The following is a 22,682-nucleotide window of genomic DNA, read 5'->3' as shown; positions in this document are numbered from 1 at the left end:
GCGCTACCACTTGCTTCCCTTTCGATGGAGCGCTTCGATGCCTGAAACCGTGACTGCCGCGATGGTCGTGATCGGCGATGAAATCTTGTCCGGCCGCACCAAGGACAAGAATGTCGGCCACCTTGCGGACATCATGACGGCGATCGGCATCGATCTGAAAGAGGTGAGGATCGTCCCCGACGAGGAGGACGAGATCGTCGCCGCCGTCAACGCGCTAAGGCCACGCTATGCCTACGTCTTCACCACCGGCGGCATCGGCCCGACGCATGACGACATCACGGCCGACGCGATCTCGAAGGCCTTCGGTGTGCCCTGCGACTACGATGCGAAAGCGCTTGCCATGATGGAAGCGGCCTATGTCAAGCGCGGGCTTGAAATGACGGCCGCGCGCAAGCGCATGGCGCGCATGCCGGTCGGCGCAAAGCATATCCGCAACCCCATTTCCACCGCGCCGGGCTTCCAGATGGAGAATGTCTACGTCATGGCCGGCGTCCCCTCGATCTTCCAGGCCATGCTGGACAACGTCGTGCCGACGCTCAAGACCGGGCAGAAGCTGCTCTCGGCGACGGTGCACTGCCCCTACGGCGAGGGCGCGGTCGCGGAAGCGCTCGCGGCCATCCAGAAGGCGCATCCCGACACGATCATCGGATCTTATCCGAAATCGTTCGACGGCAAATTCTCGACCGACCTCGTCATCCGCTCGCGCTCGCCCGAGGCGCTTGCCGCAGCCGAAGCCGATGTCGCCGGCATGGTGGCAGGCATCGGCAAGGCCGCATGACTGCACCCGTCGACACCGAATGCTGCATAGTCGGCGGCGGGCCGGCAGGCATGATGGCGGGCTATCTCTTCGCCCGCGCCGGGGTGAAGACGCTGGTGCTGGAGAAGCACGGCGATTTCCTGCGCGATTTCCGCGGCGATACGGTGCACCCCTCGACGCTGGAGATCATGTATGAGCTTGGCCTTGCCGAAGGGCTGCTGAAGCGCCCGCACGAGAAGATCGAGCGTCTCGGCGGTAATTTCGGCGACAAACATCTGCGCATCGGCGACTTCACCGGTATCAAGGCGCATTACCCCTTCGTTGCGCTCATGCCGCAATGGGACTTTCTCGACTTCCTGGCCGACGAAGCAAGAAAGCTTCCCTCGTTCTCGCTCAGCATGAATACCGAAGCCACCGGCCTTATGGAGGAAAGCGGCCGCGTCGCCGGCGTCAGCGCCAAGGGGCCGGAAGGTGAAATCGAGATCACAGCGAAGCTCACCATCGGCGCCGACGGCCGCCATTCGACCGTTCGCGACGCAAGCGGCCTGAAGGTGGTCGACATCGGCGCGCCGATCGACGTATTCTGGTTCCGCGTCGACCGCGACCCGGAACAAGGCGAGGACGTGTTGTTCAACGCGGCCGCCGGCCGCATCGTCGTCACCATAGATCGGGGCGATTACTGGCAATGCGCCTATGTCATCGCCAAGAACGAGGCGCCGAAGATACGCGCCGCCGGCCTCGATGCCTTCCGCCGGTCGGTCGTGGACGCCGTGCCGTGGCTCGCCGGCCATATCGACCAGATCCCAAACTGGGACGACGTGAAGCTCTTGACCGTCACCGTCGACCGGCTGGAGAAATGGTCTCGGCCGGGGCTGGTGATGATCGGCGACAGCGCGCATGCCATGTCGCCGGTCGGCGGCATCGGCATCAATCTCGCCATACAGGACGCGGTGGCCTCGGCTAATCTGCTGGCCGGCCGCCTCGCCGCCGACACGCTCACCGATGCGGATCTGGAGCGCGTACGCGAGCGCCGGCTCTGGCCGACCCGCGTCGTTCAGTTCGTGCAGGTCCAGGCACATCGGCTTATCCTGACGCCTCTTCTGAAAGACAAGGAGCAAGTGCCGAAGCCGCCACTGTTGATCCGCATCGTATCCGCCATCCCCTGGCTGCAAAGGCGTTTCGCCTCATGGGTGGGGCTCGGCGTGAGGCCCGAGCACGTCCACTCGCCACGCGCCGATTGATCCTGATCAAGGTATTAGGGCCGGATACACGATAAACCGGATACGCGATAAGATCGCGCAAGTCCGAGGAGAATGACGATGCCGTTCAAAACCCTTGCCGCAATCCTCCGGGCGCCCGCAGATGCCGGGCGCGTACTTGATTTCGCGATCCCCCTCGCATCGACATCCGGCAGTCATGTCGTCGGGATTCACGCCGAGGCGATCCCTCTCCCCTACCCATCGCCGACAGGGGTCGGCTCCGATCTTGTTTTCCTCGAGGCAACCGCCGAAGCAAACCGCAAACGCTCCGCGGAGATCGAGAAGCTCTTCCGCTCGCGCACCGATGCGGAGGGGATATCCGCCGAATGGCTGAGCGTGCAGACGTTCATGGGCGAGAGCGCCCAGCCCGCTCTGGCCAATGCGCGCGCGTCGGATCTCGTGATCGTGCAGCAGGTGGATCCGGGTGCTGCCGGCGACACGGACGGCATCGAAACGCTCCTCTTCGAAAGCGGCCGGCCGGTATTGCTCATCCCCTATGCCGGAACGGTCCCGACACGTATCGGCCGCGCTCTTGTAGCCTGGAACGGTTCAAGGGAATCGGCACGCGCGACATTCGACGCCCTTCCCTTCCTGCATCGAGCGGACAAGGTCGAGCTTCTGCTCATCGACAAAGATGCGGAATCGGAAGAAGGCTGGGCGGGCGGCGCCGAGATCGCGGAGACGCTGGCCCGGCATGGCGTGAAGGTCAACGTGAGGGACGAAACGGCCGCCGGCACGCCGATCGGCGCCATCATCGGCAACAGGGTGGCGGAAACCGGCGCCGACCTCCTCGTCATGGGCGCCTACAGCCGCTCGCGGCTGAGCGAATGGCTGTTCGGCGGAGCGACGAGAACAGTTCTCGAATCCATGCCCGCGCTCACGCTGATGTCACGATAACGGGAACTGCCTTCGCTCCGGCGGGCTTACCGTCTGGCGTTCCGGGGTTTGGGCGGTTATGAGCGGGTATGATACGCATCGCATGCCGAATCATCGGCTGGTCCATCCTTCTGGCAATCGTTTTTGCGACTATCTCGCCGATCGGCCTCAGGCCGCGGCTGGGATACGGGCCGGACTTCGACCGCTTCGTCGGCTTCCTGGTGTCGGGACTGTTCCTGGGATTCGGCTATCGCCGCCGTTGGCTGTGGGCGGTCGGCTTTATCGCGGTCGCGGCATTCGGCATCGAAACCCTGCAATATCTGACGCCGGATCGCCATGCGAGGTTCTGGGACGCCACGGTAAAGGCGGCGGGCGGCATCCTCGGCGTGCTCGCCGCGCATATGGTCCTCGTACTCAGCACCTCCTGACCGGTAACGGCTTTCATTAACGGATTCCGGTAGTTGTGCTATCGTCGGCGGCCCGCGGAACTTCCGCAGCGGCCGCAAAACGGAGAGCGCATGCTTAAGGGTCTTTTTCGACAGCGATCGGCCGAGCGCGACCGGGATAACGATGCCGCGCGGGCGGAACGCATTGTCAGCCTTCTTGCCGGGATCAGGATCGAACTCGAACAGGAACGAAAGGGACTTCAGGAACGCTACGACCGCACGGTCGGCAACGCTTCCACGCTTTCCTTCGCGATCGACGGCGAAGGCGCCAGCGACTGGTCGGACAGGAAACTGAAGGACCTCGAATCCGGCATGATCTATTGCGAGACGCGAACGCGATCGATCGCCGAGTTCGACAAGGAAATCGCCCAGTTGCAGGACGCGGCCGAGAAACTGCTACAGCGCAGGAAGGCGTAGGGCGAACGCGTCGCTGCTATCGAGCAGCCGCCAGCAGCGCATTGCAATCCAGATGTGCTTCGAGCCCGTCGGCAACGCCGTCCAGCGCGTTTTCGACCGCCGCGCGGTAGTCCAGGTCTCCGGAGCGGATACCCAGGCTTTCGAGGAATTTCTTCCTGAACGCGTCCGCTGTGAACAGGCCGTGGAGATAGGTGCCGAGCACCTTGCCGTCCGGCGACGTCGCGCCTTCCCCGTTTCCGTCGACAATTGCGACGGGCCGTACGCGATCGCCCCCATCCGTCTCGCCCATATGGATTTCGTAGCCTTCGATCGGCGTATCGAAGCGGGCCGAGCGCGCAGCAATGTTGCGGACGGTCTTTTGCGGCGCCATCACCGTCTCGACATCGAGCAGGCCGAGCCCGTCTGCTTCGCGCACCGCGCCTTCGACACCGTCCGGATCGAGTACCCGGCGCCCGAGCATCTGGTATCCGCCGCACAGACCGACGATATGGCCGCCGCGCCGCCGATGCGCGGCCAGGTCGCGATCCCAGCCGTTCTCGCGGAAATACGCCAGATCGGCGATGGTCGATTTCGATCCGGGAATGACGACGAGGCCCGCATCGACCGGCAAGCGCTTGCCGGGCGGAACGAAGACGACTTCGACGTCGGGTTCGGCGCGGAACGGGTCGAGATCATCGAAATTGGCGATGCGGCCGAGCATGGGCACCGCCACCTTGAGCGCGGAAGGATAGCCGTCAGCAAGCCGTTCGAGGACGACCGAATCCTCAGACGGCAGGCGCGCGGCGTCTTTCAGCCACGGCACGACGCCAAAGCAGGGCCATCCCGTGTAATGATCGATCGCCTTCAACCCGTCATCGAAGAGCGAGACATCGCCCCGGAACTTGTTGACGAGATAGCCTACGATCATCCGCCGGTCTTCCTCCGGCAGGATATGGTGCGTACCCACCAGGGAGGCGATCACCCCGCCGCGGTCGATGTCCCCGACCAGCACCACCGGCACGTCAGCGCGGGTGGCAAAACCCATATTGGCGATGTCCCGGTCGCGCAGGTTGATTTCGGCCGGCGAGCCGGCACCCTCGACCACGACAAGATCAGCCCCCTTCCCCGCCTCCTCCCACGACGCCATTACCGCGTCGAGCAGCCTTCCCTTGAGCGCCTGATAGTCGCGCGCTCCGGCTTCGCCGAAGACCTTTCCCTGCACGACCACCTGCGCGCCGATATCGCTCTGGGGCTTCAACAGAACCGGGTTCATATGCACTGTCGGCGCAACGCCGCAGGCGAGCGCCTGGAGCCACTGCGCACGGCCGATCTCGCCCATTTCTTCCCCGCCGGGAATTTCGGCGACGGCGGCGTTGTTCGACATGTTCTGCGGCTTGAACGGCCGCACGGAAAGCCCGCGCCGGCGCGCCACTCGGCAAAGGCCCGCCACCAGCACCGTCTTGCCGACATCCGAGCCGGTACCCTGCAGCATGATAGCGCGCGGCTTCGTCAAGCGACGTCCGCCTTGCCGGTGATGGTGGAGTGCGCAGCAAGCGGGCCGCCGCGCCAGAGGTAGAGCGCCAGAAGCGGCTCCTCGCCGGTTTTCATCGCGTGGCTGACATTGGAAGGATGATGGATAAACGTGCCCGCAGGGCGCTCAACATAGGGCCCGCCGCCCTTGCGCCACATCGCGCCTCCCACCAGCGGAATATAAATCTCTTCCGCTGCATGATGGTGGTCCGGGTAATGAAGATGTGGGCCAAGGACGAGGAAGCCACCCGCCATCTCGCCATTGATGAAATGCCCGCGCGTTCCAAACAATTCCAGCCAGCCATAATTGTCGATGAAGTGCCGACCGAAATCCGCCTCGACATATGTCTGCCCCCAATGGAACGCGTTTCGGTTTTCCGCGAGCACACGGACCACCTCGCGTTCTCTCTCGCCTGCTGTCGAGAAAATCCGATCGAGGCGGCAGAGGCACGGCAACGGCTTCAGAAAGAGTGGCCGCTCTTTCATCGACCAATCCACCCCTTCGAGAAAGTTCGCGAGCACGGGCTCCTTGAAACCGGCGAGATAGTCGCGCGTCTTCGTCAGTAATTTTCTTTGAATGTCCGGCTCCATGGCGCTTGCGTGCACAGCCTCTTTGCAGGCGCCCGCGTTGCGCAACGCCGGCAATGCTTTAGACTGGCGGAAGGTCGAGGAGCAAGCGGAAGCAGGGAGGTTGTCATGGACGCCGTTGCCGACAAGGCCGCCGGCCAGTTCGAGCTGAACGATGACCAGCGCGCCATCCGCGAGATGACGAGAGACTTCGCAGCGGAGCGGGTCGCACCCTACGCTCTCGATTGGGACAAGGAGCGCTTCTTTCCCTCCGCAATCATCCGCGAGACGGGGCCTCTCGGCCTCGGCGGCATCTATATCGGCGAGGACGTCGGCGGTTCAGGTCTCGGCCGGCTCGACGCGGTGCTGATCTTCGAGGCGCTCGCCGCCGCCTGCCCCGCCTTCGCCTCTTTCATCTCCATCCACAACATGGCGGCGTGGATGATCGACAAATTCGGCGACGAGACTCAGCGCCAGCGCTTCCTGCCGAAGCTCACCTCGATGGAGTGGCTGGCAAGCTACTGCCTGACCGAACCGGGCTCCGGCTCCGACGCCGCCGCGCTCAAGACCCGCGCGGTCAGGAGCGGCGGCAACGGCAGCGATTACGTGCTGAACGGCGCCAAGCAGTTCATCTCTGGCGCCGGCGATTCCGACGTCTATGTCGCCATGGTGAGGACCGGCGAGGACGGCCCGAAAGGCGTCTCGACGCTCGTCGTCCCGAAGGATGCGCCCGGCCTCTCCTTCGGCGCCATGGAAAGCAAGATGGGCTGGCATATGCAGTCCACCCGACAGGTCATCTTCGAGGACTGCAAGGTGCCGGCGGAAAACCTGCTTTCGGGCGAAGGCGTCGGCTTCAAGATCGCCATGGCAGGGCTCGACGGCGGCCGCCTCAACATCGCCGCCTGCTCGCTGGGTGGCGCACAGTCTGCGCTCGACAAGGCGCTGGCCTACGCTCACGAACGGCAGGCCTTCGGCCGGACGATCGACCAGTTCCAGGCGCTGCAATTCAAGCTCGCCGACATGGAGACGAACCTGCAGGCCTCGCGCGTGCTTCTCTACAGTGCCGCCTCGAAGCTCGATCGCAAGGCGCCCGACGCGACCAAATGGTCGGCGATGGCCAAGCGCTTCGTCACCGATGCCTGCTTCGACGTCGCCAACGACGCGCTGCAGATCCATGGCGGCTACGGCTATCTGCACGATTACGGTGTCGAGAAGCTGGTGCGCGACCTCCGCGTCCATCAGATTCTCGAAGGCACCAACGAGATCATGCGCGTTATCATCGCAAGGCATTTGATTGGGCAATAGAGCGAGCGGCGAACCGTGGATTTTCCGGGTTCACCATCCTCTATTCGCTATTCACCACTCGCTGATTTGGAGAAGCTAAAATGACCAGCATCGCATTCATCGGCCTCGGCAATATGGGCAACCCCATGGCCGCCAATCTGGTCAAGGCGGGGCATGATGTACGCGGCTTCGATCTTGTGCCGGAGAATTTGAAGGTCGCGCGCGACAATGGCGTCACCGTCATGGCGAACGCGCCGGCGGCCGTGAAGGATGCGGACATCGTCATCACCATGCTGCCGGCCGGCAAGCATGTGCTCTCCGTCTATGAGGACATCGTCGCCAAGGCCGCCAAGGACACCCTCTTCATCGATTCCTCCACGATCGATGTGGGCTCCGCCCGGCAGGCGCATGCGATTGCCGCCAAGCACGGCATGCTTTCCGTCGATGCTCCCGTTTCCGGCGGCGTCGGCGGAGCGACAGCGGGCACGCTCACCTTCATGGCCGGCGGTTCCAAGGAAGCCTTCGCCAAGGCCGAACCGATCCTGCAGCCGATGGCCGGCCGCATCGTCCATTGCGGCGAAGGCGGCGCAGGCCAAGCCGCCAAGATCTGCAACAACATGATCCTCGGCATTTCCATGATCGGGGTGGGCGAGGCCTTCGTGCTGGCGGAAAAGCTCGGCCTGTCGCATCAGGCGCTGTTCGACGTCGCCTCCACCTCGTCGGGCCAGTGCTGGTCGCTGACGACCTATTGCCCGGTTCCCGGTCCGGTGCCGGCATCGCCCGCCAACAAGGGCTACAAGCCCGGTTTCGCAGCGGCCCTCATGCTGAAGGATCTGAAGCTCAGCCAGGAGGCCGCGCAGGCCGCAGGCGCGGCAACGCCGCTCGGCGCGGAGGCGACGCAACTCTACGCGTTGTTCAATCAGCTCGGCCACGCGGGCGACGATTTCTCCGGCATCATCAATTTCTTGCGCGGCGCACAGAAATAGCGCCCCGGGTCGTCCGAATCGGCCCGCCGATTCATCCATTTCTTTCATAGACTTGCCGAAGTCCCGCATGGGTTGCAAAAGCGCGGACGCAACCCATTTTTCTATCCGCGCCGGTGACAAAAAACGTCATCTTTAGGTTTGCTTAAGTTCCTGATAACCGCACGGTAACGATGTCGCCTTAGAACGGATGGCGAGGCGGAAATTCGCAGCCCGCCCGCCGCTCCGGATCAGGTCTCGCGTACCGGAGCCGTATCTTTCGCAGCGTATCTTGTACGCGAAGGGCCATGCGTATCTGGCAAAGCCGCGTTCGTCCGGATGGAGGAACGCGGTTTTTCCATTCGGAGCGCGTCAGCTCCGCGGCTTCAGATTTTCCGGATCATAGAGCGGCTTGTAGCCGACCGCCGCGACTTCGACGGGATAGATCTCGCCGAAATACTCGACCTTGAGTTTCCGTCCTTCCTGGCACCAGGCCCAGGGCAGATAGGCGAGCGCGATATTCTTGCCGATGGTCGGGCCATAAGCCACCGACGTCGTGAAAGAGCGGCGACCGAGTTCGTCGACCAGTGTCTTGCCGGTATCGGGATCCATCACCGGCATGATGCCGACCGGATAGCGGGCGACGCCCTTCTTGTCCGTATTCTCCGTCATCAGCAGCGTGCACAGCATCGCCGGCTGGTGCTCGCGGGCACGGTATTCGACATGCTTCTCCTTGCCGCGGAAATCGGCTTCCTTGACCTTCGGCCGGGCGAGGTCCGCTTCGTAGAGGTTGTATTCCGTCAGGAGGTCGGCGTTCTGGAGCCTCAGGCTCTTCTCCATGCGGCGCGTATTGGCGTACGTCTCTACGCCGAAGGCCATGATGCCCGTTGAGCGCAGCGCGTCCCAGACGGCAAGCCCGTCTTCATAGCGCATGTGCAGTTCCCAGCCCTGCTCGCCGACATAGGAGATGCGGAAGGCCATGACGTCCTTGCCGGCGATGCGGATCGTACGGATGGCGGCGAAGGGAAAGTTTTCGAGAGACAGGCCGTCCGGATTCTCCACCACCTTTTGAAGGGTCGTCCGTGCGTTCGGTCCCCAGCAGCCGATGGTGACATATTTGTCCGTCACGTCGGTGACGGTGACATCAAAGCCTTTGTCCTCGGCGACCCGCCTGACGTAGTTGAAGTCGCGCGGGCCGGCATCGGCGCCGTCGATGACGCGGCAGCGGTCCGCCATGCGGATCACGGTCAGATCGGCGCGCACCATGCCCTCGTCGTCGAGGAAATGCGTGTAGATGCCCCTGCCGATATTGGCGTCACCCCCGATCCTTGCGGCGCACAGCCACTCCATCAGCGCGACGTGGTCGGGTCCGGCCACCTCGAACATATAGAAATGCGACAGGTTGACGATGCCGCAATCCTCGCTCATCGCCAGATGCTCGGCGTTCGACACGCGCCAGAAATGGCGGTTGTCCCACTCGTTCTCGCGCACCGGCACGCGGTTGCCGTATTTCTCCAGAAGGTGCTCGTTGGCGGCGTAGCCGTGCGCCCGCTCCCAGCCGCCGAGTTCCATGAAATAACCGCCGAGTTCCTTTTCCCGCTCGTAGAAGGGCGAGCGGCGGATGTTGCGGCCGGTGGCATAAGGCTCGCGCGGATGGACGGCGGGATTGTAGATCTTCTGCGCCGCCTCGCCGCAGCGGCCCTCGACGAATTTCTCCTCGGTCTGGTGCGGATAGAAGCGGGCATAGTCGATCTGGTGGTGGTCGATATGGGTGCGGCCGTCCGTCATCCAGTCGGCGACGAGCTTGGCCATGCCGGGCGCATCCTTGACCCAGATCGCGACTGCATACCAGAGCCCCCTCACCTTCTGGCTCTCGCCGATCGACGGACCGCCATCGGCCGTCACCTGCAAGAGCCCGTTGAAGGAGCGGCGCTCGTCATAGCCGAGTTCGCCGAGGATCGGCGTCAGCTCGATCGCTTTCTCCAGCGGCGCGAGAATCTGTTCCATGTCGAGGTCGCGCTGCGAGGGCGACAGCCGCGCCTGGTGCTTCTCCAGAAGCTCGCGCGGATGGACAAGGCGCGGGTTGGTTTCCTCGTAATAGCCCCATTCGATCATGCCGCCTTCCGACGTCGTCGGGTCGCCGGTGTCGCGCATATAGGCCGAGTTGCCCTGGTCGCGCATGAGCGGGTAGCCGATCTCCTTGCCGGTGCCGGCAAACTCCGTGTAGGGGCCGAAGAAGGTCAGCGGATGATCGACCGGCATGACCGGCAGATCCTCGCCAGCCATCTCGGCGATCAGCCTGCCCCACAGGCCAGTGCAGACGATGACGTGGTCCGCTTCGATCGTGCCGCGATCGGTGACCACGCCCTTGATGCGGCCGTTCTCGATGACAAGCGATTTCGCGGGCGTGTTGGCGAAGGCCTTCAGCTTGCCGGCCTTCTCCGCCTGGTCGACCAGCTTGCCGGCGACCGTCTGCGAGCGGGGAATGACTAGGCCGGCATCCGGATCCCACATGCCGCCCTGCACCTTGTCTTCCTCGATCAGCGGGAATTTTTCCTTGATCTCGGCCGGGCCGACCAGCCGCACATTGGTGCCGAACGCCTTGCCCGACGCGACCTTGCGCTTGATCTCATCCATCCGCGCATCGTCGTCGACACGCGCCACCTCCAGCCCGCCAACACGGGCGTAATGGCCCATCTTCTCGTAGAAATCGACGGAATAGAGCGTCGTCCAGCAAGACAGGAAATCGTGGCTGGTGGCGTAGCAGAAATCGGAGGCATGTGCGGTCGAGCCGATATCGGTCGGAATGCCGGACTTGTCGATGCCGACGATGTCGTCCCAACCGCGCTCGACCAGATGGTGCGCCACCGAGGCGCCGACGATGCCGCCCAGCCCGATGATGACGACCTTCGCATGCTTCGGAAATTCCGCCATTGCCCGCTGCTCCGAGTTCAATTTGCGGGAAAACTACAGATCGGTGCAGCGCGATTGCAGCCTGTTTGCGACATGCCGCAAAAGGCCCGCGACGCACGAGACACTGACTACTCCCCCGATATGTGTTGGCTGATGATATCGATGGCCGTTTTCAGCGGGCCGATGTTTTCGACCACGACGGCCCAGATCACGTCATCGGCAATCTTGTGGTACTCGTGCCGCAAGACATTGCCGATCCCACGTATCTTTTTCCACGGAACACCGGAAGCCTGAGCCAGAAGTTCGTCCGGCATATGCCTGGCTGCTTCCGAAATGATCTCAAGAGCCCTTTGAACTGCCAGCCGCAACAGCCAATCGCGCTGAAAATCGGCCAGCGTCTTACCTGCCGTGTAAGTTTCGATGCCTTCGATGGCCTCGCGGATTTCGGCCAGAACCGGCCCGACTTTCCGCTTCGCCATCAGAATACGCGAATGGCTGATTGCTCGATGTCGGCCCGCAGCATCGGATGAAGGCTGTTGCGGGTCGTGATATCGACCGTCATGGCAAGCTCTTCCTCCAGATGCTGCTTGATGCCGACCAGGTCGAGAAGCGAAAAGCGCCGATCGGCGTCATAGTCGATGAAAATGTCCAGATCGCTGGCAAGCTGCGCTTCATCGCGGACTGTTGACCCGAACAAATAAAGCGCGGTTGCGCCCATGCTACGAACGGCACCTTCCGTCTGGCGCAATCTCAAAATGGCATCGGTCCTGTTCATACGAACATTCTATCACACGCCTGTCGAAGCGTGCAAAGAGGGAACCGCCCTCCGGCTCGGCCTTCGGGCAGTTCCCTTGGATCCGCTAGTTCCGTTCCTTGTCGACCAGCTTGTTCTTGGAGATCCACGGCATCATGCCGCGCAGCTTCTCGCCGACTTCCTCGATCTGGTGGCTGTCGTTCAGGCGGCGCGTCGCCTTGAAGCGGGCGAGGCCGGAGCGGTATTCCTGCATCCATTCCGACGTGAACTTGCCGCTCTGGATGTCCTTCAGCACGCGCTTCATCTCCGCCTTGGTATCGGCCGTGATGATGCGCGGGCCGGAGACGTATTCGCCCCATTCGGCAGTGTTGGAGATCGAGTAGTTCATGTTGGCGATGCCGCCCTCATAGATCAGGTCGACGATCAGCTTCACCTCGTGCAGGCACTCGAAATAGGCCATTTCCGGCGCATAGCCGGCCTCGACCAGCGTCTCGAAGCCGGCGCGGATCAGCTCGACCAGGCCGCCGCAGAGCACCACCTGCTCGCCGAAGAGGTCGGTCTCGCACTCTTCCTGGAAGGTCGTCTCGATGACGCCGGAGCGGCCGCCGCCGATGGCCGAGGCGTAGGAGAGGCCGAGATCGAGCGCGTTGCCGGACGCGTCCTGCGCGACCGCGACCAGGCAGGGCACGCCGCCGCCGCGCTGGTATTCCGAGCGCACCGTGTGGCCGGGACCCTTCGGCGCCACCATGATGACGTCCACCGTCGCCTTCGGCTCGATCAGGCCGAAATGGACGTTGAGGCCGTGGGCGAAGGCGATCGCGGCGCCGTCGCGGATGTTGGGCGCGATCTCGTTCTTGTAGATGTCGCCCTGAAGTTCGTCGGGCGTGGCCATCATCATGAGGTCGGCCCATTTGGCGGCGTCGGCGACCGACATCACCTTGAAGCCGTCGGCCTCGGCCTTCTTCGCGGTAGCGGAGCCCGGACGCAGCGCGACGGCCACTTCCTTGACGCCCGAATCCTTCATGTTGAGCGCATGCGCCCGGCCCTGGCTGCCATAGCCGATGACGACGACCTTCTTGCCCTTGATCAGATTGAGATCGGCGTCGCGATCGTAATAGACACGCATTTCATTTCCTTCCTTTGGTTGAACTTCAAATCCGGTCGTGCGTCCTTCGAGGCTCGCTTCGCTCGCATCTCAGGATGAGGGCGGCTGGCGCTGACCTCCCCCACCCTTCAGCATGCCAGGGCTGAGCCGGCGGCACCCGCCTCCCTCATCCTGAGGTGCTCCGCGAAGCGGAGCCTCGAAGGACGCACCATTCATTCCTCATCGCCTCCATAAAGAGCGAGGAACTGCCGCGTCGCCTCGGCGGCATCGCCGACGATCTCCGCTTCAGTCAATTTCATCGGGTCGCCCAAAAGCAATCGCATCTGTACGTCGCGGGCGACCAGCCCGAAGAATGTGCGGAAGGCCGCCTCCGCGTCGTCAAAGACGAGAAGCCCCTTCTCCCGCCCCGCTTCAAGCACCGGCTTCAGCCGCCGCGCAAGGGCGAAGCGCCCGTTTTCGAGGACGATCGCCCCAAGGCCGGGCTTGTCGGATCCGGCATGCGCGACCGCCAATCGGTTGAGCGCGATCGAAGTCGGACTGGAGACGACCCGCAGCCAGTCGGCGGCGAATCTCTTCAGCACCGAAGCCAGCCCGGCAAGGTCGAGCCTCGCGCGATCGACCGGCTCGACACGCACCTTCGACGCCTGCCACTGGACCGTCGCGGTCAGGAGCCCGTCGCGGTCGCCGAACCATTTGTAGAGCGTCTCCTTGGAGCAGCTCGCCCGCCGCGCCACGCCCGCCATGGTGAGCTGGTCGCCCGCCTCCATCATGAGCGCGAGCGCCGCATCGAGCACGTCCTTCTGGCGCTCCGTGAGCTGATCCATCTCCATCGCGGCTGCCCGGATTATTCCGTACCGTACGTTACGGTACTGCTATGCCTAAGCCAATGGCACCTTTAACGCAAGCACATTCGGGAAGACAGGCGGCCGCAGGCTCGCTCATCTAGTAAATTACGTGCGACCTTGCGGCCGCCCGTCCGGCGATTTCTGTTCCCGCCTGTTCCGCTGCTCCCCGAGCCTCACCCTGAACCTGCCGAAGGGTAGTCGCTCCGAACAGGGTCAGCGCTCGCCCCGGGGTCTGTGTACCTTCTACCGGCACGCAGGGGTCATAGTGCCCCCAGGGGAACCTCCAGACGGGACCTCCCCGGCCGCAATGCCACGTCGGCATCAAGGCGGAGGCGCCGGCTCCTCCCCACGCAATCACCGTCATGATCGGTGTTCCCGATGGGAGGAACTGACGGGATTATGGATGAAGGGCAGGAGGCGTGGAGAAAGCGAGAGAAGAAAATACGGAAAGGCAGGAATATGAACAGGTTGGGAGACAAACCGGCGTAGATTTATCCACGTCCTGCTCGGCCGACAGCCTAGTCCAGTGGTTTCCCATATGTGGGCTCGGGTCGAAGATAGCCGATCAGGCAAAGGACACAGATACCCAGCCCGACAAGCGGGTATCGCAATGCGATCGCCGCGGCTGCGCCGAAAAAGCATAACGTAACGATGGCGCGGAAACGCATGATCTTCCGCCCTGGTATTGGAGCCTCGTTGCCGGAACCGGGTCCGACAAGTTCCCAGATCAGGCAGATATACGTCGCGTTCACGAGGAAGAATACCGCCGCGTAAAAGGCGACCGGCTGCGGTGCAAGCTCACTCACAGCCATCCATGCCGTAGCGAGTGGAAGCAGCGACATGGAAAACAGGTGAGCAAAATTGAACCATAAGAGCCGATGGGTCGCCTCCGTGGCATAGCGCATCAGATAGTGATGATTGACCCACACAATAGCGATGAACAGGTAACTCACCGCATAACTCAGCCATGTGGGCCAGAGCGACAGCAACGCCACGAAGGTGGGATGTTCGGGCGGCCGCAAGTCCAGGACCAGCACCGTAATAAGCACCGCAAAGACCCCGTCGGAAAACGCGCTCAATCGCTCCGGGGTTGCCTTGCGAAGCATCACCCTAATCTGCTCTCCCTAGCCGCTTGTCCTCACCCGAACTTCCCCGTCCGCGGAAAACCCTTCGGCGCCATCCGTCCGGCCTGCGCCCTGTCGCCCAGCCATTCGGTGAGTTCTTCCTTCGGCCGGGTGAAGGTTCGGCTGGATGAATCCTGCCAGGTGAGGCCGTCGGCGAGCGAAAACGTCTTGATGTCGGCGAGGCCGCCATCCTTGTAGCGCTGCAGCCGTACGCCCTTACCGCGCGTCATTTCGGCAAGCTGGTCGAGCGGGAAGACGAGCAGCTTCCGGTTCTCGCCGATGACGGCGACATGGTCGCCCTCGACGAAGATCGCCATCTGCGCCTCATCGGGCGTCTTTACGTTCATCACCTGTCTGCCCTTGCGGGTGTTGGCGACAAGCTCGTCCTCCGGCACGACGAAGCCGTAGCCTTGATGGCTGGCAAGCAGGAGCTTGCGGCCACCCTGGAAGATGAAAGCGGTGGCGATGTCCTGGTCGTTCTCCATGTCGACGATGAGCCTGACCGGCTCGCCATGGCCGCGGCCGCCGGGCAGCCGGTCGGCGCCGATGGTGAAGAACTTGCCGCCGGTGGAGAACAGAAGCACCTTGTCGGTGGTCTGCGCGTGGAAGGCCATCTTCAGCTTGTCGCCTTCCTTGAAGGTGAGGCTGTCGAACTCCGACAGATGCCCCTTCATGGCGCGCAGCCAACCCTTGTCGGAGACGACGACGGTGATCGGCTCCTTCTCCACCATGGCGTTGTGGATTTCCTCGACATCGACATCGGGCGCGTCGGCAAAACTCGTACGGCGGCGGCCAAGCGCCGTCTCGGGGCCGAATTTGTCGCGGATGAGGCGTATCTGACAGGCGATCATCTGCCACTGCTTCGGCTCGGAAGCGAGCAGCGCCTCGATCTGCTTCTTCTCCTCGGTAAGGCCGTCGAACTCCTTGCGGATCTCGAATTCCTCGAGCTTGCGCAGGTTTCTCAACCGCATGTTGAGGATGGATTCGGCCTGCAAATCGGTGAGATCCCAGCGGGCCATCATCACCTGCTTGGGCTCGTCCTCCTCGCGAATGATGCGGATCACCTCGTCTATGTTGAGATAGGCGATAAGCAGGCCGCCGAGGATTTCCAGCCGGCGCTCGATCTCGCCCAGCCTGTGGCGGGAGCGGCGCTGGAGCACCTCGCGGCGGTGCGCCAGCCATTCGGCGAGCGCTTCCTTCAGCGACAGTACGTTGGGCACGCGCCCGCGCGAGAGTACGTTCATGTTGAGCGAGATGCGGCTTTCGAGCTCGGTCAGCTTGAACAGCGATTCCATCAGGATGGCGGCGTCGACGGTGCGGCTCTTCGGCACCAGAACGAGGCGGATATCCTCCGTGCTCTCGTCGCGCACGTCTTCCAGGAGCGGCAGCTTGCGGGCGAGGATCAGTTCGGCGATCTTCTCGACCAGCTTCGCCTTTTGCACCTGGTAGGGGATCTCGGTGACGACCACGACATAGGTGCCGCGGCCCTGGTCCTCCTGCTCCCAGCGGGCGCGTGTACGGAACGCGCCGCGGCCGGTGCGGTAGGCTTCCACGATGGAGGCGCGGCTGTCCACGATAATGCCGCCGGTCGGGAAATCCGGCCCCTGTACGATCTGCATCAGATCGTCGACGGTGGCGTCGGGATGGTCGATGAGATGCAGCGCGGCGTCGCAGATCTCGGCGGCATTGTGCGGCGGGATCGAGGTGGCCATGCCGACCGCGATGCCGGTCGAGCCGTTGGCGAGCAGGTTCGGGAAGGCGCCGGGCAGCACGACCGGCTCCTCGTCCTCCTCGTTATAGGTCGGTCGGTAATCGACGGCGTCTTCGGTGATACCTTCCAGAAGCAGCGTCGCCACCTCCGTCATGCGCGCCTCGGTGTAGCGCATGGCGGCGGGGTTATCGCCGTCGATATTGCCGAAATTGCCCTGCCCGTCGGCAAGCGGGTAGCGTACCGAGAATTCCTGCGCCAGCCGCACCAGCGCGTCGTAGATCGACTGGTCGCCATGCGGGTGGAACTTGCCCATCACCTCGCCGACGATGCGGGCGCATTTGGCGAAACCCTGGTCGGGGTTGAGCCGCAAGAGCCGCATGGCGTGCATGATGCGCCGTTGCACGGGCTTCAGCCCGTCGCGCATGTCCGGCAGCGCCCGGTGCATGATGGTCGACAGCGCATAGGCGAGATAGCGCTCCTCGAGCGCCTTCTTCAGGTCGACCGCTTCGATGTTGTCGCCACCTTGTCCGCCAGGCGGCAGTACCTCTTTGCCCATGATCCGGGGTTAGCCGAGCGGATGATTCGCGGCAAGGGCGACGGCGGGAAAAGCCCGGCAAACGTTTTCTTGATGCAGGATTTGTTTGCCATCGGCCCGATATTTGCGCAATCTTGCCGCCACGCCATCGTCCGGTCTTTTTCCTGTTCGACCGAAAGACGCATCCATTCGGCAGCTCATTCAGAGGGACCCCATGTCGACCGTACGGCCTCTCCTTCGCGCCTTCGTGGCTTCCAGCTTCCTGATCGCCCTGCCCTTCGCGGCGGCGCAAGCGGCCGAACCGGCCGATATCGCCAACCGGCTGAAGGACGTCCTCGCCAAGCAGGATGTCGACCTGCAGTGGAAGAACGTCAGCGGCGACGCTTCCTCGATGGTGCTTTCGGGCGTGACGGCAGGTGCCTCGGGCACGGACAAGCGCGCCGAGATCGGTGACGTGACACTGACCGGCGTCACCGAGGAAAGCGGCGACTATGTCGTCGGCAACGCCTCGCTGCCCGCCTACAGCATGGAGAACGCCGGCGCGACCGTCTCGATGACGGATGTCTCGATTTCCGGCCTGAGACTGCCGCCGCCGGACAGCACCGACCCGATGGACAGCGTCATGCTCTACGACAAGGCCAAGGTCGGCGAGGTGTCGGTCAAGCACGAGGGCAAGCAGGTCTTCGACCTCACGGGATTTCATGTCGACATTACGCGGCCCGAGGGCGACAGCCCGCTGAAGTTCGACGGCGCCGCAGACAGCTTCACCGCCGATCTTTCCGGCGTGGACGATCCCAAATCGAAGGCGGCGATAAAGGCGCTCGGTTATGAGACGGTCGAAGGCAGCTTCTCCATGGCCGGAAGCTGGGCGCCGAAGACCGGCGCGGCTTCGCTCGACACCTACAAACTCACGGTCAAGGATGCCGGCACGTTCGACATCAGCTTGCAGATGAACGGCTACACGCCCGAATTCATCCGCTCGCTGCACGCCATCCGCAAGAAGATCGCGGAAGCGCCGGAGGACCAGAAGACCGCGCAGTCGATGGCGCTGCTCGGCCTCATGCAGCAACTCTCCTTCAGCGGCGCGACGATCCGGTACGATGACGCTTCGCTGACGGGCAAGGTCATGGACTACGCCGCCGAACAGCAGGGAACGAAGCGTAGCGACATCGCCAACCAGGCGAAGGCCGTCCTGCCCTTCATGCTCATGAAGCTCAACAATCCCGATTTGTCGGCGGAGGTGACCAAGGCGGTCTCCACTTTCCTCGATGATCCGAAGAACCTGGCGATTGTGGCGGCTCCGCCCAATCCGGTGCCGCTCGCCATGATCGCCGCGGGCGCGATGGGCGCGCCGCAGCAACTGCCCGAAACGCTCGGCCTGAAGATAATCGCGAACCAGTAGGTTTCCAACCTGGCGGTCGGAGCAGCACGCGTTCAGGAGGTGGGTCGGCTCCGGACCGCTTCCTCGATGACGATGCGCGCGCCAGAAAGCAGTTGCGCGTTGCTGAGCGGCCTGCCCTCACCCGTCGGCGGTACATGGACGAAGCCGCTCATCATCGGCGCGAAACCCTCGCAGGCATGCGCCCGCGAGAGCGTAAATACCATGTTGCAGAGATAGGCGCCGGCATCGTCCGACCATTCGACCGGCAAGCCGGCCGCCGTCAGCCTTTTGTGGATCACATGCAAAGGCAGGGTCGAGGCCAGCGTAGCCGGCCCCTCGCAGATGGCGGAAGCCTCGGGCATCGCGCCGGCATTGTCGGCACGCGCGCCGGCGAAGCTGTTGCGGGCAACCCGCTCCAGCCGAAAGCCGGAGCATTCGGCGGCCAGCCCGAAATGGATGGCGATGTCAGGCCCGAATTCGCGCCCGATCTCCGACAGGCGCGGCCCGACCTTCGCATAGTCGACCGGCAGCACCTCGGCGCGGAAGGCGGCGATGCCGTCGATTGCCGGCGGCTCGCGCTTCAACTCCCCGACCAGCCACTCGGTCGGATTGACCGGCGCGCCGGGAAAGGGCTCGAAGCCGGTGACGAGGAGGCGCGCCGCCTTTTCCATCGTGTCAATCGGCCTTCGGCGGGATCGGCCTCAGGCTCAACTCGCGAAGCTGCTGCGGGGTCGCCGGCGCAGGCGCACCCATCAGGAGGTCGAAGGCCTGCTGGTTCATCGGGAACATGGTGACCTCGCGCAGGTTCTTCGCGCCGACCAGAAGCATGACGATGCGGTCGATACCCGCCGCCATGCCGCCATGCGGCGGGGCGCCATACTGGAAGGCGCGGTAGAGCCCGCCGAAGCGCTCCTCGACCGTGTCGCGGTCAAGCCCGACAATCTCGAACGCCTTGACCATGGTCTCCGGCAGGTGATTGCGGATGCCGCCCGACGCGATCTCGAAGCCGTTGCAGACGATGTCGTACTGGAACGCCTTGATGGTAAGCGGATCCTGACCAGTCAGCGCGTCGATGCCGCCCTGCGGCATGGAGAACGGGTTGTGGCCGAAGTCGATCTTCTTCTCTTCCTCGTTCCATTCGTAAAACGGGAAATCCACGATCCAGGCGAGTTCGAAACGGTCCCGGTCGACGAGGTCGAGTTCCTCGCCCGCACGCGTCCGCGCCGCGCCGGCAAACGGCGCGAACTTCTTCGGATCGCCGGCGACGAAGAAGCAGGCGTCGCCCGCGTCTAGGCCCATCTGTGTGCGGATCGCCTCCGTGCGCTCCGGTCCGATATTCTTGGCGATCGGGCCGGCGCCTTCGAGAACGGTGCCTTCCTGGCGCCAGAAGATATAGCCAAGTCCCGGCTGTCCTTCCCCCTGCGCCCATGAATTCATGCGATCGCAGAAAGCGCGTGATCCACCGGTCTTGGCGGGAACCGCCCACACCTCGGCCTTCGGGTCGTTGGCGAGGATGCCGGCGAACACCTTGAAGCCGGAGCCACGGAAATGCTTGGACACATCCTGCATCTCGATCGGGTTGCGGAGGTCCGGCTTGTCGGAACCGTATTTGCGCATCGCCTCGTCATAGGGGATGCGGCGGAATTCCTGTGTCACCGGCTTGCCCTCGGCAAAGGCCTCGAAGACGTTGCGGATCACCGGCTCCATTGCCGCGAACACGTCGCCCTGCTCGACGAAGCTCATCTCGACGTCGAGCTGGTAGAATTCACCCGGCAGGCGGTCGGCGCGCGGATCCTCGTCGCGGAAGCAGGGTGCGATCTGGAAATAGCGGTCGAAGCCCGACACCATGATGAGCTGCTTATAGATCTGCGGCGCCTGCGGCAGCGCGTAGAAATTGCCCGGATGGATGCGCGACGGCACGAGGAAGTCGCGCGCGCCCTCCGGCGAGGAGGCGGTGAGGATCGGGGTCGAATATTCGGTGAAACCCGCCTCGCCCATGCGCTTGCGGATTTCCGCGATGATCCTGGTGCGCGCTACGATATTCCTGTGCAGCGTGTCGCGGCGAAGGTCGAGGAAGCGGTATTTGAGGCGAATGTCTTCCGGATAGTCCGGCTCGCCGAACACCGGCAGCGGCAGCTCCTTGGCCGCCGAGAGAACCTCGATGTCGCGCGCGAAGATTTCGATCTCGCCGGTCGGCAGGTTCGGGTTGACGGCCTCCACCGTGCGGGCCTTGACCTCGCCGTCGACGCGGATCACCCACTCGCCGCGCACGGTTTCGGCCGTCTTGAAGGCGGGCGAATCCGGATCGGCGACGATCTGCGTCAGCCCGTAATGGTCGCGCAGGTCGATGAAGAGAAGCCCGCCATGATCGCGTACGCGATGCACCCAGCCCGATAGACGGACGCTCTCGCCGACATCGGATTTCCTCAGGGCGGCGCAGGTGTGGCTGCGGTAACGGTGCATGATCGGGCTTTCCATGAAATCGTGCGGAACGGGCGCGAAGCGCCTCGAAATTCGCGCGGAAAAGCGCATGAAGGTGCGATTTTGTCAAGGAGGGCGGAGTGCCGACCTAACGCCGCGCACTACCAATGCGTGAACGATGAGGTCATAGTGCGCGGCGTCCCGTGAATGCAGATCGCCAGTGAGATTACCATCACCCTCTCGCATACGATGTCATCGAGACGGAAACGTCGCAGCGGTCGTCACGCACCGTTTTGCATCGAGACCGTGACATGATCCTTGCCGTTTCCGCAGCCCTTCACTTCGCAGTGCAGATCGGCCTGATCATTCGGGTCCTTCTCAGGGCACACAGGGATCCAGGCTCGCGGATCGCCTGGGTCGTCGTTATCCTGTCGATCCCGCTCGCCGGCATCGGGGCGTACCTGCTTTTCGGCGAGACGAATATCGGACGCCGCCACTTCGAGCGGATGCGGGCGGTGCAGCGCGAACTCGAGGCGCAGGCCCGCTCCGCGAGCGCGGCCCCATCTCCTGCGGCCTTACCGGACCGATGGATGTCCTTGTTTCGCGCGGGCGGGTCGGTGAACGGCTTCGTACCCGTCGCCGGCAATCACGCCGAACTTACCCTCGATTCCGTCCGCAGCATCGAACGGATGGTCGAAGACATCGACGCCGCTACGGACCATGTTCATCTGCTCTTCTATATCTGGCTGCCGGACAATAACGGGCGCAAGGTAGCCGAGGCACTGAAGCGTGCGGTGGCACGGGGCGTCACCTGCAGGGCGATGGTGGACGACCTTGGATCGCGGGAGTTGATCCGCTCGCCGCTCTGGCAGGAAATGGCGGCGGCGGGCGTAAAGACCGCGCGGGCGCTGCGGATCGGAAACCCGATCCTGCGCATTTTCTTCGGGCGCATCGACCTCAGGAACCACCGCAAGATCGCGATCATCGACAACCGGATCACCTATTGCGGCAGCCAGAACTGTGCCGACCCCGAATTCCTGCCCAAGGCGAAATACGCGCCTTGGGTGGACGTGCTCCTGCGGGTCGAGGGGCCGGTGGTCCACCAGAACCAGATCGTCTTCGCCACCGACTGGATGACATTCGATGGCGAGGACATAAGGCACATTCTTGAGATTCCGGTCGAAGCGCACGCCTCGGGATTCCCGGCACAAATCGTCGCCACCGGACCGACCGGCCGCTTCTCGGCCATGCCGCAGATGTTCGAGAGCCTGATTTTCGCCGCGCGCGACGACCTTTTCATCACGACCCCCTATTACGCGCCCAATCAGGGCCTTCAGGAAGCCCTCTGCGCCGCGGCCAATCGCGGGGTCGATGTCACCTTGATCCTGCCGCGCAGGAACGACGACTTCGCCATCGCGCGGGCAAGCAGGAGCTATTATCCGGAATTGCTGCAATCCGGCGTGAAGATCCATGAATATGAAAAAGGCCTGCTGCACGCCAAGACCATCACCATGGACGGCGAGATCACCTTCATCGGGTCCGCGAACATGGACCGGCGCTCGTTCGACCTGAACTACGAGAACAACATGCTGATCTACGATGGCGAGGTCACCGCCGCGTTGCGCTCACGGCAGGAAGAATTCCTCGCCGCATCGAGTCGGGTCGAGAAGGAAGAGGTCAGGCATTGGCCGTGGTATCGGAGGCTGGCCAACAATACGTTCGCGATCCTGAGCCCGCTGCTCTGATTGGCAGGTAACGGCGTAAGCCGGCATGTCGCGCCGCAACAGGCCGTCTATTCTCGCTTGCACAGATCAAT

General features: G+C 63.3%; 20 protein-coding genes. 9 read left to right on the top strand and 11 right to left on the bottom strand.

Annotation, left to right across the window (positions count from 1 at the left end; genetic code table 11):
- Positions 1–37 precede the first annotated feature (37 nt).
- From RBH77_RS13345 to RBH77_RS13325, 5 genes are all read left to right on the top strand, one after another.
- Positions 38–778, top strand: coding sequence for a competence/damage-inducible protein A (locus tag RBH77_RS13345; protein ID WP_311028085.1), 741 nt, complete (start codon positions 38–40; stop codon positions 776–778).
- Entirely contained in the window at positions 775–1,998 is a 1,224-nt protein-coding gene (locus tag RBH77_RS13340) for an FAD-dependent oxidoreductase (protein ID WP_311028084.1), read from the top strand. Before RBH77_RS13345 ends, RBH77_RS13340 begins: the two co-directional genes overlap by 4 nt.
- Before the next feature lie 78 nt (positions 1,999–2,076).
- Positions 2,077–2,913, top strand: coding sequence for a universal stress protein (locus RBH77_RS13335; protein WP_311028083.1), 837 nt, complete (start codon positions 2,077–2,079; stop codon positions 2,911–2,913).
- A gap of 68 nt (positions 2,914–2,981) precedes the next feature.
- Positions 2,982–3,320, top strand: a complete 339-nt coding sequence (locus RBH77_RS13330; RefSeq protein ID WP_311028082.1) for a VanZ family protein — start codon at positions 2,982–2,984, stop codon at positions 3,318–3,320.
- Positions 3,321–3,410: 90 nt separating this feature from the next.
- Positions 3,411–3,755, top strand: a complete 345-nt coding sequence (locus RBH77_RS13325; RefSeq protein WP_311028081.1) for a hypothetical protein — start codon at positions 3,411–3,413, stop codon at positions 3,753–3,755.
- A 16-nt stretch (positions 3,756–3,771) separates the two neighbouring features.
- On the opposite strand, the gene RBH77_RS13320 is transcribed toward RBH77_RS13325, so the two are convergent.
- Both RBH77_RS13320 and RBH77_RS13315 read right to left on the bottom strand, forming a co-directional pair.
- Positions 3,772–5,226: a cobyric acid synthase gene (locus RBH77_RS13320; protein WP_311032534.1), complete on the bottom strand. Its 1,455-nt coding sequence runs from the start codon at positions 5,224–5,226 to the stop codon at positions 3,772–3,774.
- A 17-nt stretch (positions 5,227–5,243) separates the two neighbouring features.
- Positions 5,244–5,855, bottom strand: coding sequence for a dimethylsulfonioproprionate lyase family protein (locus RBH77_RS13315; protein WP_311028080.1), 612 nt, complete (start codon positions 5,853–5,855; stop codon positions 5,244–5,246).
- A gap of 105 nt (positions 5,856–5,960) precedes the next feature.
- Between RBH77_RS13315 and RBH77_RS13310 the strand changes: the two genes are divergently transcribed.
- Together RBH77_RS13310 and mmsB are read left to right on the top strand one after the other, a co-directional pair.
- Entirely contained in the window at positions 5,961–7,136 is a 1,176-nt protein-coding gene (locus RBH77_RS13310) for an acyl-CoA dehydrogenase family protein (protein ID WP_311028079.1), read from the top strand.
- An 80-nt stretch (positions 7,137–7,216) separates the two neighbouring features.
- The gene (mmsB, locus tag RBH77_RS13305; RefSeq protein ID WP_311028078.1) at positions 7,217–8,101 is read left to right on the top strand and encodes a 3-hydroxyisobutyrate dehydrogenase; all 885 of its coding nucleotides are present in this window, start codon (positions 7,217–7,219) and stop codon (positions 8,099–8,101) included.
- A 348-nt stretch (positions 8,102–8,449) separates the two neighbouring features.
- Here the strand turns inward: mmsB and RBH77_RS13300 are convergent, their stop codons facing one another.
- The 7 genes from RBH77_RS13300 to parC all read right to left on the bottom strand — a co-directional run bounded on the left by RBH77_RS13300 (position 8,450) and on the right by parC (position 17,085).
- Positions 8,450–11,011, bottom strand: coding sequence for a GcvT family protein (locus tag RBH77_RS13300; protein ID WP_311028077.1), 2,562 nt, complete (start codon positions 11,009–11,011; stop codon positions 8,450–8,452).
- Positions 11,012–11,118: 107 nt separating this feature from the next.
- Positions 11,119–11,469, bottom strand: a complete 351-nt coding sequence (locus RBH77_RS13295; RefSeq protein ID WP_311028076.1) for a HepT-like ribonuclease domain-containing protein — start codon at positions 11,467–11,469, stop codon at positions 11,119–11,121.
- A complete protein-coding gene (locus RBH77_RS13290; protein ID WP_311028075.1) occupies positions 11,469–11,765 on the bottom strand; it encodes a nucleotidyltransferase family protein in 297 nt (98 codons plus the stop codon). The genes RBH77_RS13295 and RBH77_RS13290 overlap by 1 nt, the downstream gene beginning before the upstream one ends.
- 85 nt (positions 11,766–11,850) lie before the next feature.
- Positions 11,851–12,870 (bottom strand): ketol-acid reductoisomerase, encoded by a 1,020-nt coding sequence (gene ilvC, locus RBH77_RS13285; RefSeq protein WP_311028074.1) that lies wholly within the window; start codon positions 12,868–12,870, stop codon positions 11,851–11,853.
- A gap of 191 nt (positions 12,871–13,061) precedes the next feature.
- Positions 13,062–13,673 (bottom strand): TetR/AcrR family transcriptional regulator C-terminal domain-containing protein, encoded by a 612-nt coding sequence (locus RBH77_RS13280; protein WP_311028073.1) that lies wholly within the window; start codon positions 13,671–13,673, stop codon positions 13,062–13,064.
- A gap of 539 nt (positions 13,674–14,212) precedes the next feature.
- Positions 14,213–14,800 carry a TMEM175 family protein gene (locus tag RBH77_RS13275; RefSeq protein ID WP_311028072.1) on the bottom strand — a complete coding sequence of 196 codons (588 nt, stop codon included), beginning with the start codon at positions 14,798–14,800 and terminating at the stop codon, positions 14,213–14,215.
- A gap of 32 nt (positions 14,801–14,832) precedes the next feature.
- Entirely contained in the window at positions 14,833–17,085 is a 2,253-nt protein-coding gene (gene parC / locus RBH77_RS13270) for a DNA topoisomerase IV subunit A (protein ID WP_311028071.1), read from the bottom strand.
- A 193-nt stretch (positions 17,086–17,278) separates the two neighbouring features.
- Between parC and RBH77_RS13265 the strand changes: the two genes are divergently transcribed.
- Positions 17,279–18,466 (top strand): aq_1923 C-terminal domain, encoded by a 1,188-nt coding sequence (locus RBH77_RS13265; protein WP_311028070.1) that lies wholly within the window; start codon positions 17,279–17,281, stop codon positions 18,464–18,466.
- Between the two features lie 32 nt (positions 18,467–18,498).
- Here RBH77_RS13265 and RBH77_RS13260 read toward each other — a convergent pair whose 3' ends face one another.
- The gene (locus tag RBH77_RS13260; protein ID WP_311028069.1) at positions 18,499–19,116 is read right to left on the bottom strand and encodes a pyroglutamyl-peptidase I; all 618 of its coding nucleotides are present in this window, start codon (positions 19,114–19,116) and stop codon (positions 18,499–18,501) included.
- A gap of 4 nt (positions 19,117–19,120) precedes the next feature.
- Positions 19,121–20,908 carry an aspartate--tRNA ligase gene (aspS, locus tag RBH77_RS13255; protein WP_311028068.1) on the bottom strand — a complete coding sequence of 596 codons (1,788 nt, stop codon included), beginning with the start codon at positions 20,906–20,908 and terminating at the stop codon, positions 19,121–19,123.
- 269 nt (positions 20,909–21,177) lie between these two features.
- Here aspS and cls point away from each other — a divergent pair, with 269 nt between their 5' ends.
- Positions 21,178–22,611, top strand: coding sequence for a cardiolipin synthase (gene cls / locus RBH77_RS13250; protein WP_311028067.1), 1,434 nt, complete (start codon positions 21,178–21,180; stop codon positions 22,609–22,611).
- The last annotated feature ends 71 nt before the right edge of the window (positions 22,612–22,682 follow it).

Origin of the sequence: Mesorhizobium koreense, assembly GCF_031656215.1 — a bacterium.
GTDB classification, from domain to species: domain Bacteria; phylum Pseudomonadota; class Alphaproteobacteria; order Rhizobiales; family Rhizobiaceae; genus Mesorhizobium_L; species Mesorhizobium_L koreense.
This window is presented reverse-complemented; position numbering and strand designations above follow the sequence as displayed.

Excerpts from the sequence above, each read along its gene's own strand:
- RBH77_RS13275 (WP_311028072.1), bottom strand. The coding sequence starts at position 14,800 with ATGCTTCGCAAGGCAACCCCGGAGCGATTGAGCGCGTTTTCCGACGGG.
- aspS (WP_311028068.1), bottom strand. The coding sequence starts at position 20,908 with ATGCACCGTTACCGCAGCCACACCTGCGCCGCCCTGAGGAAATCCGAT.
- RBH77_RS13260 (WP_311028069.1), bottom strand. The coding sequence starts at position 19,116 with ATGGAAAAGGCGGCGCGCCTCCTCGTCACCGGCTTCGAGCCCTTTCCC.
- ilvC (WP_311028074.1), bottom strand. The coding sequence starts at position 12,870 with ATGCGTGTCTATTACGATCGCGACGCCGATCTCAATCTGATCAAGGGC.
- RBH77_RS13340 (WP_311028084.1), top strand. The coding sequence starts at position 775 with ATGACTGCACCCGTCGACACCGAATGCTGCATAGTCGGCGGCGGGCCG.
- mmsB (WP_311028078.1), top strand. The coding sequence starts at position 7,217 with ATGACCAGCATCGCATTCATCGGCCTCGGCAATATGGGCAACCCCATG.
- RBH77_RS13280 (WP_311028073.1), bottom strand. The coding sequence starts at position 13,673 with ATGGATCAGCTCACGGAGCGCCAGAAGGACGTGCTCGATGCGGCGCTC.
- RBH77_RS13265 (WP_311028070.1), top strand. The coding sequence starts at position 17,279 with ATGTCGACCGTACGGCCTCTCCTTCGCGCCTTCGTGGCTTCCAGCTTC.
- RBH77_RS13330 (WP_311028082.1), top strand. The coding sequence starts at position 2,982 with ATGATACGCATCGCATGCCGAATCATCGGCTGGTCCATCCTTCTGGCA.
- RBH77_RS13325 (WP_311028081.1), top strand. The coding sequence starts at position 3,411 with ATGCTTAAGGGTCTTTTTCGACAGCGATCGGCCGAGCGCGACCGGGAT.
- RBH77_RS13335 (WP_311028083.1), top strand. The coding sequence starts at position 2,077 with ATGCCGTTCAAAACCCTTGCCGCAATCCTCCGGGCGCCCGCAGATGCC.
- cls (WP_311028067.1), top strand. The coding sequence starts at position 21,178 with ATGATCCTTGCCGTTTCCGCAGCCCTTCACTTCGCAGTGCAGATCGGC.
- RBH77_RS13300 (WP_311028077.1), bottom strand. The coding sequence starts at position 11,011 with ATGGCGGAATTTCCGAAGCATGCGAAGGTCGTCATCATCGGGCTGGGC.
- RBH77_RS13345 (WP_311028085.1), top strand. The coding sequence starts at position 38 with ATGCCTGAAACCGTGACTGCCGCGATGGTCGTGATCGGCGATGAAATC.
- RBH77_RS13290 (WP_311028075.1), bottom strand. The coding sequence starts at position 11,765 with ATGAACAGGACCGATGCCATTTTGAGATTGCGCCAGACGGAAGGTGCC.
- RBH77_RS13295 (WP_311028076.1), bottom strand. The coding sequence starts at position 11,469 with ATGGCGAAGCGGAAAGTCGGGCCGGTTCTGGCCGAAATCCGCGAGGCC.
- RBH77_RS13310 (WP_311028079.1), top strand. The coding sequence starts at position 5,961 with ATGGACGCCGTTGCCGACAAGGCCGCCGGCCAGTTCGAGCTGAACGAT.
- RBH77_RS13320 (WP_311032534.1), bottom strand. The coding sequence starts at position 5,226 with ATGCTGCAGGGTACCGGCTCGGATGTCGGCAAGACGGTGCTGGTGGCG.
- RBH77_RS13315 (WP_311028080.1), bottom strand. The coding sequence starts at position 5,855 with ATGGAGCCGGACATTCAAAGAAAATTACTGACGAAGACGCGCGACTAT.
- parC (WP_311028071.1), bottom strand. The coding sequence starts at position 17,085 with ATGGGCAAAGAGGTACTGCCGCCTGGCGGACAAGGTGGCGACAACATC.